Annotated in this window: 13 protein-coding genes; 2 read left to right on the top strand and 11 right to left on the bottom strand. The window is 70.5% G+C overall.

Annotation, left to right across the window (positions count from 1 at the left end):
* Positions 1-8 precede the first annotated feature (8 nt).
* The 6 genes from OG943_RS19365 to OG943_RS19390 form a co-directional block, all read right to left on the bottom strand.
* Positions 9-953 (bottom strand): hydroxymethylglutaryl-CoA lyase, encoded by a 945-nt coding sequence (locus OG943_RS19365; protein WP_328611189.1) that lies wholly within the window; start codon positions 951-953, stop codon positions 9-11.
* On the bottom strand, positions 950-2,185 hold the full coding sequence (locus OG943_RS19370) for an acetyl-CoA hydrolase/transferase family protein (RefSeq protein ID WP_328611190.1): 1,236 nt from the start codon (positions 2,183-2,185) through the stop codon (positions 950-952). The genes OG943_RS19365 and OG943_RS19370 overlap by 4 nt, the downstream gene beginning before the upstream one ends.
* Complete coding sequence (locus tag OG943_RS19375) at positions 2,185-3,381, bottom strand: thiolase family protein (RefSeq protein ID WP_328611191.1); 1,197 nt, start codon at positions 3,379-3,381, stop codon at positions 2,185-2,187. Before OG943_RS19375 ends, OG943_RS19370 begins: the two co-directional genes overlap by 1 nt.
* Positions 3,381-4,130: an SDR family NAD(P)-dependent oxidoreductase gene (locus OG943_RS19380; RefSeq protein ID WP_328611192.1), complete on the bottom strand. Its 750-nt coding sequence runs from the start codon at positions 4,128-4,130 to the stop codon at positions 3,381-3,383. The genes OG943_RS19375 and OG943_RS19380 overlap by 1 nt, the downstream gene beginning before the upstream one ends.
* Positions 4,130-5,296: an acyl-CoA dehydrogenase family protein gene (locus OG943_RS19385; protein WP_328611193.1), complete on the bottom strand. Its 1,167-nt coding sequence runs from the start codon at positions 5,294-5,296 to the stop codon at positions 4,130-4,132. The genes OG943_RS19380 and OG943_RS19385 overlap by 1 nt, the downstream gene beginning before the upstream one ends.
* 84 nt (positions 5,297-5,380) lie before the next feature.
* Positions 5,381-6,442 carry an acyl-CoA dehydrogenase family protein gene (locus OG943_RS19390; protein WP_328611194.1) on the bottom strand — a complete coding sequence of 354 codons (1,062 nt, stop codon included), beginning with the start codon at positions 6,440-6,442 and terminating at the stop codon, positions 5,381-5,383.
* A gap of 152 nt (positions 6,443-6,594) precedes the next feature.
* On the opposite strand from OG943_RS19390, the gene OG943_RS19395 reads away from it, so the two are divergent.
* Positions 6,595-7,308 (top strand): FadR/GntR family transcriptional regulator, encoded by a 714-nt coding sequence (locus tag OG943_RS19395; protein ID WP_328611195.1) that lies wholly within the window; start codon positions 6,595-6,597, stop codon positions 7,306-7,308.
* An 8-nt stretch (positions 7,309-7,316) separates the two neighbouring features.
* Here OG943_RS19395 and OG943_RS19400 read toward each other — a convergent pair whose 3' ends face one another.
* Together OG943_RS19400 and OG943_RS19405 are read right to left on the bottom strand one after the other, a co-directional pair.
* Positions 7,317-9,260, bottom strand: coding sequence for an AMP-binding protein (locus tag OG943_RS19400; protein ID WP_328611196.1), 1,944 nt, complete (start codon positions 9,258-9,260; stop codon positions 7,317-7,319).
* 1 nt (position 9,261) lies between these two features.
* Entirely contained in the window at positions 9,262-10,479 is a 1,218-nt protein-coding gene (locus OG943_RS19405) for an acyl-CoA dehydrogenase family protein (protein WP_328611197.1), read from the bottom strand.
* 123 nt (positions 10,480-10,602) lie between these two features.
* On the opposite strand from OG943_RS19405, the gene OG943_RS19410 reads away from it, so the two are divergent.
* On the top strand, positions 10,603-11,187 hold the full coding sequence (locus OG943_RS19410) for a TetR/AcrR family transcriptional regulator (RefSeq protein ID WP_328611198.1): 585 nt from the start codon (positions 10,603-10,605) through the stop codon (positions 11,185-11,187).
* On the opposite strand, the gene OG943_RS19415 is transcribed toward OG943_RS19410, so the two are convergent.
* The 3 genes from OG943_RS19415 to OG943_RS19425 form a co-directional block, all read right to left on the bottom strand.
* Complete coding sequence (locus OG943_RS19415; RefSeq protein WP_328611199.1) at positions 11,162-12,838, bottom strand: AMP-binding protein; 1,677 nt, start codon at positions 12,836-12,838, stop codon at positions 11,162-11,164. The two genes, OG943_RS19410 and OG943_RS19415, sit on opposite strands and share 26 nt — an antisense overlap.
* Before the next feature lie 95 nt (positions 12,839-12,933).
* Positions 12,934-13,731: an enoyl-CoA hydratase/isomerase family protein gene (locus tag OG943_RS19420; protein WP_328611200.1), complete on the bottom strand. Its 798-nt coding sequence runs from the start codon at positions 13,729-13,731 to the stop codon at positions 12,934-12,936.
* On the bottom strand, positions 13,731-14,726 hold the full coding sequence (locus tag OG943_RS19425; RefSeq protein WP_328611201.1) for a zinc-binding dehydrogenase: 996 nt from the start codon (positions 14,724-14,726) through the stop codon (positions 13,731-13,733). The genes OG943_RS19420 and OG943_RS19425 overlap by 1 nt, the downstream gene beginning before the upstream one ends.
* Positions 14,727-14,731: the final 5 nt, after the last annotated feature.

Here is a 14,731-nt window from a genome sequence, read left to right on the forward strand (position 1 = left end):
TCGGGTGATCAGCCGACCGGCCGGGCCCACGTGACCGGGCCCGCGACGATCGAATGGCTGGTGAGCTTGCGGCCCAGCACGGACTGGGCCGCCTGGGCCGCCTCGATCACGGCGGGCAGGTCGGTCCCGGTGTCCACGCCCATCTCGTGGAACATGCTCACGAGGTCCTCGGTGGCGATGTTGCCCGTCGAGCCGGCCGGCACGGGGCACCCGCCCAGTTCGCCGAAGCTGGACTCGAAGCTGCGGCACCCCGCCTCGAAGGCGGCGTAGGCGTTGGCCAGCCCCTGCCCGCGGGTGTTGTGGAAATGGGCGGTGACCTCGATTCCCGGCAGGCGTTCGAGCGCGGCCGCGAAGAACCGCGACGCGTACGCCGGGTTGCCCATGCCGGTGGTGTCACCGAATCCCACCTCGGTCGCGCCGGCTTCGGCGAACTGCTCGGCGAGGTCGAGCACCCGGTCCAGCGGGACCTTGCCCTCGAACGGGCAGCCGAACGAAGTGGCGATCACCGCGCAGAAGCCGAGGTCCTCGCCGACGATGCGCTCGCCCATCTTCTTGACGTCCGCCATGGTTTCGGCCACCGAACGGTTGATGTTGCGCTGGTTGTGAGTCTCCGACGCGCTCACGAACAACGCCACTTCCTCGAAGAGGTCGCGGTGGGCCAGCGCGTTGCCGAGGCCGCGGCTGTTCGGGACGAGCACCATGCGGTCGACGTCCTCGGGCAGGTCGATGCCGGTGAGCACCGCCACCCCGTCCGAGAGCTGGGGGATGACGTCGGGCCGGACGAAGCTGGCGACCTCGATGCGGTTCAGGCCGCTCCGGCCGAGCGCGTTGATCAACCGGATCTTGTCGGCCGTGGGAATGGTTTCGGGCTCGTTCTGGAAACCGTCCCGGGGACCGACCTCCCGGATCTTCACCGTGCGGCGCTCGTCTTCCGCCGCGTTGGGCAGGGTCATGACAACTCCCGGTCTGCGAGGCTGTTTTCCAACGGGCTCCGGTGCCGCGGCGCCGCGACCCGGATGAGCCGCCGGGCCCGTTCGGCGACGGTGCACCCGGTCAGGAGCGCGACGCCGTGCTCGGTGACCACGGCGTCGACGTCGACCCGTGCGGTGGTGACGACACCACCGCGCAGGGCCGGCGAGATCGTCGATTCGCCGGCGGATTCGGCGCGCAGCGCGATGATCGAACGGGCGCCCGTCAGTGAGGCGGCCCGGCTGAAGTCGACCTGGCCGCCGACGGCGCCGATGTGCACGCCCCGGCGGATCTCCGCGCCGACCTGGCCCAGCAGGTCGACCTCGATGGCGGAGTTGATCGAGACCAGCGAGCGCAACCGGGACAGCACCGCCGGCGAGTGCGTGTAACTGGCCGGCCGGAACTCGACGGGAAACTCCTTGAGCCGCCCGTAGAACTCCGCCGTGCCCAAGGCCGCGCCCGTGACGACGATCCCCCGGTCGATTTCCTTGTGCGCCCCGGTGAGCACACCCTTCTCGACGAGGGTCAGCACGCCGTCGGTGATCATGCCGCTGTGGAAGCCGAGATCGCGATGACCGGACAGCGAGTCGAGCACCGCGTTCGGCAGCGGACCGACGCCCATCTGCAGGGTGTCGCCGTCCTCGATCAGCCCGGCGACGTTGTCCGCGATCGCCTGGTCCACCGCGTCGGCGGGACGGGTCGACGCCTCGGCGAGCGGGCGGTCCGTTTCGACCACGGCGGCGAAACGCTCCAGCGGCAACCGGGCGCTGCCGGCGGTGGGCGGCATCCGGTGGTTCACCTCCGCGACCAGCACCCGGCTGTGCGGGATGGCGTCCGCGACGTACTCGACCCCGATGCCGAGCGACACCTCGCCCTTGCCGTCCGGCGGCGAAACCTGCACCAGGCCGACGTCGGTGGGCAGCTGGCCACGCGCGAACATCCGGGGCAGCGCCGAATAGTGGCACGGCACCACGTCGAGCAGCCCGTGCCGGCTCAGCCGGCGCAGCTCGCCCAGCCCGCCGTAGGACAGGACGGTGAGCTCGTCGGGCAGGTCCCCCGCCAGCCGCGGGTTCCACGTCAGGCCACAGAAGGCGCGGACCGCACCGATCTCGCCGACCTGGTCGAGCAGGGCGTTGACCAGCGGTTCGGGTTCCGCGCCGCCCTGGCCCCACCAGACGCCGTCGCCGGCGGAGACGAACGGCCGCAGGTCGATCATCAGCGGACCCGCTGCACGAGCGTGGCCGTCCCCAGACCACCGCCACAGCACATGGTGACGAGCCCGAGCTCCACGTCCCGCCGTTCCATCTCGGCCAGCAGCGTGCCGAACAGCCGCGCGCCCGACGCGCCGACCGGGTGGCCGAGCGCGATCGCGCCGCCGTTGACGTTCACCTTCGCCATGTCCGGCTTGACTTCGCGCTCCCAGGCGAGCGCAACCGAGCTGAACGCTTCGTTGATCTCGATCAGGTCGATGTCGTCGATGGTCAAACCGTTGCGCTCCAAGAGCTTGCGCGTCGCGGGGATCGGGCCGGTGAGCATGATGACCGGGTCGACGCCGACCGTCGTCTGGTCGAGCACGCGCGCCCGGGGCGTCCAGCCGTGGCGCCCGGCCGCCTCGCGGGAGGCGAGCAGCACGCCGGCCGCGCCGTCGCTGAGCGGTGACGAGCTGCCGGCCGTGACCCGGCCGTTCTCGGGGCGGAACGCCGGTTTGAGCGCCGCCAGTCCTTCCATCGAGGTGGCCGGGCGGATGGCCTGGTCACTGACGCGCCGCTCGCCGTCCAGCTCCATCGGGATCATCTCGCGGCGGAACCGGCCGGCGTCCCGCGCCGCGGTGGCGAGCGCGTGCGAGCGCACCGCGAACTCGTCCATCTCGGCCCGGGTGATCCCCCACCGGTCCGCGATCAGCTCGGCGCTTTCGCCCTGGGGCACGAAGTCGTAACGCGCGCGCAGCTCGTCGGGCCACGGATCGCCGTACAGCTCGGAAATCTTCGCCGGAGCGTTCATCGGCACGTGCTGCATGTGCTCGACCCCGCCGGCGATGACGACGTCGTGCGTGCCGGACGCGACCAGCGCGGCGGCCATCTCGACCGCGGTCTGGGCGGAACCACAGCGGCGATCGAGCACCGTCGCGGGCACCTCGGGCGGATAGCCCGCCTGCAGCCAGGCATTGCGGCCCACATTGCGCGATTGCTCCCCGAACGGCGCGGTACAGCCGATCACCAGGTCTTCGACGGTCTCCGGGACGACACCGGCCGACTCCAGCAACGCGGTGTAGACGGCGCCGAGCAGCACGTTGGGGTGAGTGTCGCGGAACCAGCCCTTGTCGGGGTGGGCCTTGCCCATCGGCGTGCGCAGCGCGTCGACGATGAGCGCCTCACGGCCGTTGCGCGTCAAAGGGCTGGTGAAGCCGGGCATCAGATGACCGTCCCTCCGTCGACGGGCAGGACCTGCCCGGTGATGTATCCGGCCGCGTCCGAGGCGAAGAAGACAAACGCCCCGGCGATCTCGCCGGGTTCCGCCCAGCGCCGCAACGGGATGCGTTCGAGCGTCAGCTTGGCCAGCTTTTCGTTGCTGCGGATGTTTTCCGTCATGGCGGTCGCCGCGAGCGGGGCGAGCGCGTTCACCGTGATGTGCTGCCGGGCGAGCTCGCGGGCGAGGGACTTGGTGAGGCCGACGACGCCGGCCTTGGCGGCGCCGTAGTTCGCCTGCCCGATGGTGCCGACGAGCCCGGCGGCGGAGGTGACGTTGATGACGCGGCCGGTGCCGTCCTGCGCGAGGTGCGGCAGCGCGGCCTGGCTGACGGTGAAGGTCCCGCCGACGTGGACGCCGAGCACGAACTGGAACTGCTCCGCCGTCATCTTCGGGAACATGGCCGGTGCGATGGCACCCGCGTTGTTCACGAGGATGTTCAGCGTCCCGCCGCCCAGTCGGGCGGCCTGCTCGGCGACGTCGGCGGCCTGGCCCGCCTCGCGGACGTCCAGGGCCGCCGAATCGGCTCGCCCGCCGGCCGCGGTGATCTCGGCCGCGACCGCCGCGGCCGCGTCCTTGTCGAGGTCCGATACCAGCACCGCGGCCCCGGCCGCGGCGTAGGCCTTGGCGACGGCGGCACCGATGCCGTTGCCCGCGCCGGTGACGAGGGCGGATCGGCCGGATAACGAGAACATCAGTAGCTCCTGGGCAGTCCGAGCACGTGCTCACCGAGGAAGTTCAGGACCATTTCCTGGCTCAGTGGCGCGATCTTGGTCAAGCGGGCTTCCCGGAAGTACCGGGACACGTGGTACTCCTCGGAGTAGCCCATCCCGCCGTGGGTCTGCAGCGCCCGGTCGGCGGCCTCGAAACCGGCGTCCGCGCAGAGGTACTTCGCGGTGTTGGCCTCCCGGGCGCACTTCTTTCCGTTGTCGTACAACCAGGTTGCCTTGCGCAGCACGAGTTCGGCCGCGTCGAGCCGCGCCAGCGAGTCGGCCAGCGGGAACTGCAGGCCCTGGTTCATGCCGATGGGCCGCCCGAACACTTCCCGCTCGTTGGCGTACCGCACGGCGCGGCGCAGCGCCGCGCGGCCGATCCCGAGCGCCTCCGCGGCCACCAGCATCCGCTCCGGGTTGAGGCCGTCCAGGATGTACTTGAACCCCTGGCCTTCCTCGCCGACGCGGTGTGCCTCCGGGATGCGCAGGTCGTCGATGAACAGCTCGTTGGAGGTGACCGCGTTGCGGCCCATCTTCCGGATCGGCCGGATGTCGACGTGGTCGCGGTCGAGGTCGGTCAGGAAGAGCGTGAGCCCGTCGGTCTTCTTCGGCGAGTCTTCGAACTTCGCGGTGCGGGTGAGGAGCAGGACCTTCTCCGACTCCATGGCCTTGGAGATCCACACCTTGCGGCCGTTGACCACGTAGTCGGAGCCGTCACGGCGGGCGAAGGTGGTGATCCGGGTCGTGTCGAGCCCGGCGCCCGGCTCGGTGACCCCGAAGCACACGTGCAGGTCGCCGTTGACGATGCGCGGCAGGCACTCGCGCTTCATCTCCTCGGAGCCGTGCACGATCACCGGGTGCATGCCGAAGATCGACAGGTGCAGCGAGCTGGCGCCGTTCATCCCCGCGCCGGAGGCGGCGATCTCCTCCAGCAGCAAGGAGGCCTCCGTGATCCCGAAGCCGTGCCCGCCGTACTCCTCGGGGGTGGTGATGCCGAGCCAGCCGCCGTCGGCGAACGCCCGGTAGAACTCGTGCGGGAACTCGTGCGCCGCGTCCTTCTCCATCCAGTACTGGTCGTCGAACTTGGCCGCGAGCTCCGCGACCGCCTGGCGAATCGTGAGCTGGTCTTCGGTGAGCTCGAAATCCACGGTGTCCCCTCATCCGGTCGGCACGCTCCGGTCTGATTCTAACAAAAGGACTGACCAAAAGACAGATCCGGTCAGACCAGTGCGTCACACCAGCCGCAAACCGTCCGCGATCCGCTCGTTCCACTGGGCCGGGGTGCCGAACAGGTACTCGTCGAGCTTGGCGCGCTTGGAAAACAGGTGGAGGTCGTGCTCCCAGGTGTAGCCGATCGCGCCGTGCACGGTCAGCGCGCTGTCCGCCGCGCGAGCGCTTTCCGCGGTGATCTGCGCCTTGGCCGCGGCCGCGTGCAGCCCGCAGCCGGGCTCGCCGGCGTCCACCGTCGCCGCCGCGTAGTAGAGCACCGAGCGCCCGGCTTCGGTCCCGACCAGGATGGTCGCCGCCGCGTGTTTGACCGCCTGGAACGACCCGATCGGCACGCCGAACTGGCGGCGCTGCTTGCTGTAGTCGACGGCAAGGGCGAGCATCCGTTCCGCCGCGCCCAGCGAGTCGGCCGCGACCAGCACCGCGGCGCGGGCGGCGTACTCACGCAGGAACGCCTCTCCCTCCACCGGCAGCGGCTCCGACGGAACCGCATCGAGGCGGACGTCGGCCACCGAGCGGCTGCGGTCGAGCAGGCGGCGCGCGGACTTCTCGACGTCCTCGGCCCGCACCAACCGAACTGCGCGGTGGTCACCTTCCCGCACCACGGCCACGAACGAGTCCACTCGCGAGCCGGCCAGCACGCGTGGCACGCTCCCGCTGAGCCGGCCCTCGGAGTCCATCGCGAGCACCGGCCCCGAATCCGGCACTTCGTCCGCGGGCACCAGCAGCGTGACCGCCTTCCCGGCGAACGCCTTTTCGGCCGCGTCCGGCCGGTCCGCCAACGCCGGCACCGCGAGCGCGGTGGCCAGCCAGGCCGCCGACGGGACCGCCGCGCGGGCCAGCTCCTCCGCGGTGAGCGCCAGCTCCACGAGGCCCCCGCCCTGGCCTCCGAGCGCCTCGGGGATCCCCACCCCGGACCAGCCGTCACGGACGAACTGCGCTTCGAAAGTCCGCTCGTCGCCTTCGTCGAGCCAAGCGCGCACGGTGGCGGCCGAAGCCGTGTCGGACAACCAACCGCGCAGCGTCTCCTGATAGGTGATCTGCTCGTCGGAAAGTTTCCACTCCATGAACAATCCTCTCGTCGCCCCGGCGGCTCCGGTGACCGGGACGGGATCACTGGTACTTTAGGTACGACCAATTTCGTGGAACGGGACGTGAGATGGCAGAGCCAGCGAATACGACGAACGGGACGATCCGGAATCCTGTGCGGTTGTCACCGATGCAGGTGCCCAAGGCCTCGGACGTACTCGCGAACGACCTGCGTGAACGCATCCTCCGCGGCGAGTTCACCGAAGGAACCGCGCTGCCACCCGAACGCGAGCTCGTCACCCAGACGGGGATGAGCCGCACCACCGTCCGGGAAGCGCTCCGCATCCTGGAGGTGCAGGGGCTGGTGCGGGTCAAGACCGGCCGCGCCGGTGGCGCCTTCGTCGAGCACCCGGGCGAAGAATCGGTCGCCCAGTCGGTCAACCTCATGATCCGCGGGCGCAAGATCCGCATCCCGGCGCTGCTCGAAACGCGCGAGGCGATCGAGCCCGCGTGCGCGCGCCTGGCCGCGAGCGCTCGCACCGAAGAGGATCTGGACCGCCTCGAGGTCGCGAACGACGACCTCGCCGCCGCCGGGGACCTCGATGCCTTCCTGCAGGCCAACATCGACTGGCATGTGGGCGTCGCGATGGCCAGTCACAACGAGCTGCTGACGGGGTTCATGCTGGCCCTGTCGCGGGCGATCTACGCGTCCACCCGGAACACGCAGTTCGTGGACACGGAGGTCCGGGCCACCACGGTCCGCGCCCACCGCTCGGTCACCGCGGCCATCCGCGCCCAGGACCCCAACGCCGCCGTGCGCAGGATGACCCGGCACGTGCACACCTACGCCGAGGCCGTGCTCAAGGTCGAAGAACGCGCCGACGTCGACGTCCAGGACGGCTGACGCGGCGCTCACCGCAGCCCCTTGAGCTGGGCGGCGATTTCCTCGATCGCCTGCGGGTTCTCGGCGCCGGAGAGGTCCCCGGGGTCCTGGTCCAGCACCGCGGCGCGGATCGCCCGGCGCATGATCTTCGCCGACCGGGTCTTGGGCAGCTGCGCCACCCGGACGATCCGGCTGGGCGCGAAGGGTTTGCCGACCTCTTCCGCAACGCGGGCGCGGAGCCGCCGCGCGACGTCCTCGGGGTCGGTGTCCGCGCCCGGCCTGCCGACCCAGAAGACCCACACCGCCTCACCTTTGGCCGGGTCCGGCACGCCGACCACTGCGGACTCCGCCACGGCGGGGTCCTGGCCGACCACGGACTCGATCTCCGCCGGCGCGACCCGCTTGCCCGCCACGTTCATCACGTCGTCGGATCGGCCGAGGATGAACCAGTCGCCCCGCTCGTCGACCAGCGCGTAGTCCCCGTGCCGCCACATTCCCTCGAAGGTCGACCAATACGCTTCCCGGTACTGCCGGTCGTCGTGCCAGATCCCGCGGGTCATGGCCGGCCACGGCTGCCGGCACACGAGTTCGCCCACCCGGCCGCGCAACGGCCGGGCTTCGTCGTCGACCACGTCGACGTCCATGCCGAGGGCGGGCCCGCCGAGCGAGCAGCTGGTGATCTCCTCGACCGGGTAAGGGCACAGGAACGAGCCCCCCACTTCGGTCCCGCCGGAGAAGTTGATGATCGGCACGCGTGAGCCGAAAACGTCCCGCGCGAGCCATTCGTAGGATTCCGGATCCCACGGCTCGCCCGTCGAACCGAGGATGCGCACGGACGAAAGATCCGCGCTGGGCAGGACATCCGCCGCGCGCAAGGCCCGGATCAGCGTCGGAGACACGCCGAACATGCTCACCCCGTGCGCTTCGGCCAGCCGCCACAACCGTTGCGCGTCCGGGACGTCCGGCGAGCCCTCGTAGAGCAGCAGCGTGCCGCCGCAGGCGTGCGTTCCCAGGATGGACAGCGGGCCCATGATCCAGCCCATGTCGGTGATCCAGCAGAACGTGCGGCCCGGCTTGATGTCGAAGGCGTAGGCGACTTCCATCGCGACCTTCGCGAGAAAGCCGGCGTGCGTGTGCACCGCCCCTTTCGGGCGTCCCGTGGTACCGGAGGTGTACGCGAGCAGCAGTATGTCCGAAGTGGACGTCGGCTCCACCTCGCGGTCGGGCTCGGTGGCCAGCAGCTCCGACCACGCGACCTGGCCGCCGGTGAGTTCGAGGTCACCGGCCACGTTCGGCACCACGATCACGTGCTCCACCCGCGGGCACGATTCCAGCGCGGCGGCCAGTTGCGGCAGCATCCGGACGGTCCGGCCCCGGCGCACCGTCGCGTCGGCCGTGATCACCGCGCGGACCTCCGCGTCCTGCAACCGCGACGCGATCGCCGTTGTCGCGAACCCGCTGAACAACGGGACGGCCACCGCTCCGATGCTCGCGATCGCGTACGTCGCCACCACTGCTTCCGGAGTCATCGGCAGATAGAGCGCGACCGCGTCCCCACGCCCGAGGCCACGGGCGCGCAGACCCGCGCGCACCGCGGCAACCTGCTCGTCGAGCTCGGCGAAGGACAGCCGGCGCACGGTGCCGTCCTCGGCCTCGTGCACCACGGCGGGCGTATCCGGGGTCTCCCGCGCCCAGCGTCCGAGACACGCCTCCGCGACGTTCAGCCCGCCGCCGACGAACCAGTCCGGGTACGCGATGCCGCGGCTGGTGTCCACGACGGCCGAATACGGCGAGTGGAACGGCAGGCCGAGGTCGTCGACCACGGCCCGCCAGAACGTGGCGATGTCGTCGACCGACCGGGCGCGCAGCTCGTCCGCGGTCGTCACGCCGAAGGCCCGCATCAGCCGGGCGACATTGCTGTTTTCGAGGTAGTCCGCGGTCGGGCGCCAGACGTAGGGATGCTCCGTGGTCATGTCAGCTCCTGGGCAGGCCGAGGATGCGCTCGGCCACGATGTTGCGCTGGATGAAGGTCGACCCGCCCGCGATGGCGGTGCCGCGGGCCTGATTGGCCAGCCGGAGCCAGGACCGCGTCTCGTTCAGCTCGTCGTCGAGCCCGAACTGGCCGCCGAACGGCTCGAGCGACAGCCGGAAGTCCGCCAGGTCCTCGACCAGCGGGCAGAAGTAGAGCTTGCCGATGGAGGTGACCGGCCCCGGCGGGCCGTCGGAGGCGGCGCCGCTGACCACGCGCTGGCTGATCGTGCGGTGCACCAGCGCCCTCGACCACAGATCGGCGACCTGCTGCCGCACCAGGGGATCGGCGCCGAGGGGCCGTCCCGCCGCGTCCTTGCGCCCGCGGATGTCCTCGATGATGTCGCCGACGGCCTTGGTGGTGTTCACCCGGCCGGTCGCGATCGCCACGCGCTCGAAACCGAGCGTGCCCATCGCGACTTTCCACCCGCCGTCGACCTCGCCGACGACCGCGGCATCGGGGACGAACACCTCGTCCAGGAAGACCTCGTTGAACTCGGCCTCCCCGAGCATGTGGGCCAGCGGGCGGACGGTGACGCCCTCGCTGTCCATCGGCAGCAGGAAAAACGTGATCCCCCGATGGCGCTCGCCGCCGCCGGTGCGGGCGAGCAGGATGGCGTGGGCCGCGATCTGGGCGCGGCTGGTCCAGATCTTCTGTCCCGAAATGCTCCAGCCGCCTTCGACCTTCGTCGCCCGGGTGCGCAGGGCCGCCAGGTCGGAGCCGGCTTCGGGCTCGGAGAACAGCTGGCACCAGATCTCCTCGCCGGTGAGGATCGGACGCAGGTACCGCGCCTTCTGCTCGTCGGTGCCGAAGTGCACGATGGTCGGCCCGCCAAAGTCCTCACCGATGATGTTGAGCCGCTCCGGCGCCCCGGCGCGGTCGTTCTCCTCGCCGAAAACGGCGCGCAACCGCTCGTCGAGGCCCTGTCCCCCGTACTCCTTCGGCCAGGTGAGCCCGGCATAACCCGCCTCGAAGACCATTCGCTGCCACTGCTGCCAGAACGGGACCCGGTCGGCCAGGTCGTCCGGCTGCGGCCAGCCGAGCCGCGGGAGGCTCTCCTCGAGGAACTTCCGCGCCCCCGCCCGGAATCGGCCCTCCTCGGGAGTATCGCTCAGGTCCATCTCCCCGCCCTTCGCCGATCGCCGCGGCTTCGCCAGTGACACCGCTCCCTCAAAGGCTACAATGGTCAGACCTAATCGACAACCGGGCCGTCGTCCCGAGGCGAAACCGCCAGTTGGAACGCAGACCGGTGAACGAACGTTCCGGAACCTGGTAAGCTGCGCCGGGTGGACAGGGAGCGCAGGATTCTCGAAGCCGCCACCGAAGCCTTCTACGAAAAGGGCTTCCACGGCGTCGGGGTCGATGAGATCGGGAAACGGGCGGGGCTCAGCGGCCCGTCGCTGTACCGGCATTTCTCCGGCAAGGACGAAATCCTCGCCACCTTGCTGAACGAGGCGCTGGACGAGCTCGTCAGCGCGACGGTGCCCGTCCACGGGGATCCCGAGCAGGACCTCGACCGCGCCGTCCGCCACCACATCACCTTCGCCGTCGAGCACCGCGAGCTGGTCAACCTCTACCAGCGCGACGTGCGCTCGCTGGCGGACCCGTGGCGCCGCCCGTTCGACCGCCGCCGGAGCCAGTACACGGCGCGCTGGGAAGAGCTGCTGAGCGGCTGCTACCCGGACGCCGGCCACCGGGTTCCCGTGGCCGCCCAGGCGATCCTCGGCATGGTCTTCTCGGTCTCGAGCTGGCCGCGGCGCACCGCGCAGTCCACCGGAGTCGAGGAGACTCTCCGCGCCCTCACCGCCACCGGCCTGCTCGGGCTGAAGGAGGGCTCCCCCGGCCTCAAGCCGAAGCCCGCTTCTTCCTGATGTCTTCCCGGAGCTCGTGCTTCTTCACTTTTCCCGTGGCCGTCATCGGCAGCTCGGGCACCACTTCGAGCCACTCGGGCAGCTTCTGCGCGGCGACGTGCCGCGCCCGGAGGAAATCGGTGATCTCCCGCAGCGTCGGCCCGGGGCCCGGCCCGGGGCCCGGCCCGGCCGGGGTGACGTAGGCGCACACCTTTTCGCCGAGCCGCTCGTCCGGCATCCCGACGACCGCGACACCGGCGATGCCGGGATGGTCGATGAGGTGGTCCTCGACCTCCCGCGCGCTGATGTTCATGCCACCCCTGATGACGATGTCCTTGAGCCGGCCGGTGACGCGGACGTAGCCCTCGGAGTCCATCCGCCCGAGGTCTCCCGAGCGGGAGAACCCTTCCGGGGTGAACAAGGCTTCGGTCTGGGCTTCGTCGCGGAAGTACTCCAACATGTGGCTCGGCCCGCGGTAGGCGATGTCGCCTTCCTCCCCGCGAGGGACCTCGCGCCCGTCCGGGTCGACGACCTCGACCTGCGCGCCCGCCACCGCGGCGCCGTCCGAATTCGCCGCCCGCCCGGCCGGGTCGGCGGCGGTGCACATCGTGGTCAGCATGTTCTCGGACCGCCCGTAGAGGCTGAGTGTCCGGCATCCCGAGAACAGCTCGCTCGCCTTCGCGATGACCGCGCCCGGAATGGGCGAACCGGCGCACACCCAGAACCGGAGGCTGCTCGCGTCGTGCTTTTCCGGGTCGTAGGCCGACATCAGCATCTGCAGGAACGGGGTCGCGGTCACGGCCGCGGTGCAGCCGTACTGCTCGATCCACCGCAGCGCCGCGTCCGGCTCGAACACCTCCATCAGGCACGAGGTCGCGCCCTTCAGCAGCGGCAGCACCACGCTGGTGACCAGTCCCGTGCTGTGGGTGATCGGCGACGGTCCGAATTGGACGTCCCGCTCGTCGTACCGGAGCCCCTTGGCGATCGCCGCGGCGCTCGCGCGCAGGGTGTTGAACGTGTGAAAGCAGCCTTTGGGCCGCGAGGTCGTTCCCGACGTGTAGACGATCAGGAATCCGTCATCCGGTGAGCTGTCGGGGCCCGCTTCCGCCTCCAGCGCCTCGATGCTCCCCTCGGCGACGAGATCCGACAACGGCGTGGCGGCCGCCGGGTCCAGCTCGCGGTCCGGCCGCACGACGTAGACCTGCCGCAGGCCCGGAACTTCCCGCCGTAGTCCCGCGAACATCCCGAGATGATCGAACTTGCGGAACTCCCCGCAGGTCACGGCCGCGACCGCGCCCGAATGCCGCAGGACGTAAGCGACCTCGTCCGCCCGGTAAATGGGCATGATCGGCACGAGAATCGCGCCGATGCGCGAGAGGGCCGCGGCCAGCACCGGGAATTCGGTCCAGTTCGGCAGCTGCACCGCCACGCGATCGCCGCGACTGAGGCCCGACCGCCGGAAGCCGGCCGCGAGCCGCAGCGCCCGGTCCCGGAACTCGGCGAAGGTCACCGACGACGTCGAATCGACCAGGAACGGCCGGTCGGGGTAAGCCGAGGCCTGCTGGGCCGCCAGCTCCGTGAAGCTCGTCGGCTCCCAGAGCCCCGCGTCGTAGTAGGCGGCGATCTCCGTGGCGCTGTAACGATCGTGGACCGTCGCGAGCTTCGCGTCCATGCGAGCCTACCGCCCTCCAGCCGAGAATACTGGTACGACCATACAATGGTCTGACCGTTGAATCAATGACTCCGGACGGGCAGGGAGGGCCGGCCTCAGCGCAGCTTCCAGGCGGGCTTTCGCTTCTCCCGGAAAGCCGCCACCCCTTCGACGACGTCCTCGGTGGTGAAGGCGAGGGCGAGCTGGGAACGCAACGCCTCCAGGGCGTCCGGCAGGCTCAGGTCCCGGGTGGCGTTGATGGCGTCCTTGCCCATGCGCATGAGCAACGGGGACTTGCCGGCGACCTTGCGCGCCCACGCCCGGACCTCGTCGTCGAAGCGATCGGCCGGGACCACCGCGTTGACGATGTTGAGCCGCAAGGCTTCCGTGGTGTCGATCGGCTCGCCGAGCATCATGAGCTCGTTGGCCTTCAGCCGGTCGACATTGCGGTAGATCAGGCTGGAGATCATGAACGGGAAGACGCCCACGTTGATCTCGGGGCACCCGAACCGCACGCCTTCCCTGGCGATCACCAGGTCGCAGGCGAGGGCCACGCCGAACGCCCCGGCGAGGACGTCACCGCCGGCGGCGCAGATGACCGGCTTCCCCAGGCCCCCGATGGCCTGGTAGAGACGCGGGAACCGGTCCAGGCCCCGGTACTTCGTGATTGTGGCCGTGTCACCGGCGAAGGACTTCAGGTCGCCGCCGGCCGAGAACACCTTGTCGTGCGAGGAAGCCAGGACGACGACGCGAACGCGCTCGTCCTCCTTCGCCGACTCGAGCGCGGCCAGCAACTCGTCGAGCATCGCCTCGCTCAAGGCGTTGCGGGTGGCCGGAGAGTCCAGCGTCAGGTACGCCACGCCGTAGTCGTCGAGTTCCTGACGGACAAGATCCTTCGCCCCCGCCTCGTTCATCACACGATCCCTTCCGCCTCGGTACTGAGCACGATTTTTCCGAAGCCCCGGCCGCTTTCGAGGTATTCGTGCGCGTTCGCCGCCTGGGCCAACGGGAAGACCCGGTCGATCACCGGCGGCGGGACCTCGTGCTCCGCCCGCAACCGCAGCAGGCCTTCGAAATCGCGGGGGCTGCCCATCGTCGTGCCGAGCAGGTCGTACTGCCCGAAGTAGTACGGGCGGACGGCGAGCGTGGCCGCCTCGGCCCGCGAAGCACCGAGCACCACCAGCCGTCCGCCCGGGCGCAGGGCGGCGAGCGCGTCGGCCCAGGAGCCGACCGGGTCGAGGACAACGTCGAACCCCCGCCGTTGGGGTGACAGCGCGATGGCAGCCTCAACCCATCCCGGCTGGTCGTAACGAACCCCGCCCACCGCACCGAGTTCGCACGCGCCGGCGATCTTGGCCTCAGCCGAGGTGGTCACCACGACGCGGGCGCCGGCCGCCGACGCGAGAGAGACCGCCATCGTCGCCACTCCGCCGCCCGCACCGAGCACCAGCAACGACTCACCGGCGCGAAGCCGTCCCCTGGCGAACAGGGCGCGATACGTGGTCAGGCCCACGAGCGGCAACGCGGCCGCTTCGGCCCACGTCAGGGCGGGCGGTTTCGGGAAGACGCAATCGCGCGGCACACGCACTTTCTCCGCGTAGGTGCCGTGCCGCCGGTCCCCGAGGATTTCCCAGTCCGGGCCCGGCGCCGACTCGTCGTCACCCCACCGAAGCGAAGGGAGCACCAGCACCTCGGCGCCGGTCTCGACGTTGATGCCCGCCCCATCGGCACCCGGGACATGGGGCAAGGGAGAGCTGTATTGCCCGCGACGGACCAGGACGTCATGCCAGTTGAGCGCGGCCGCGCGCAGCTCGATCACCGCGTGGTCCCGGTCCGGCCCGGGGTCGGGCACCTCGGCCGTCTCGAGCACGTCCGGCCCGCCGTATCGTCGTTGAACCGCCGCACGCATCGGAT

This window comes from Amycolatopsis sp. NBC_00345 (genome assembly GCF_036116635.1).
Classification (GTDB): domain Bacteria; phylum Actinomycetota; class Actinomycetes; order Mycobacteriales; family Pseudonocardiaceae; genus Amycolatopsis.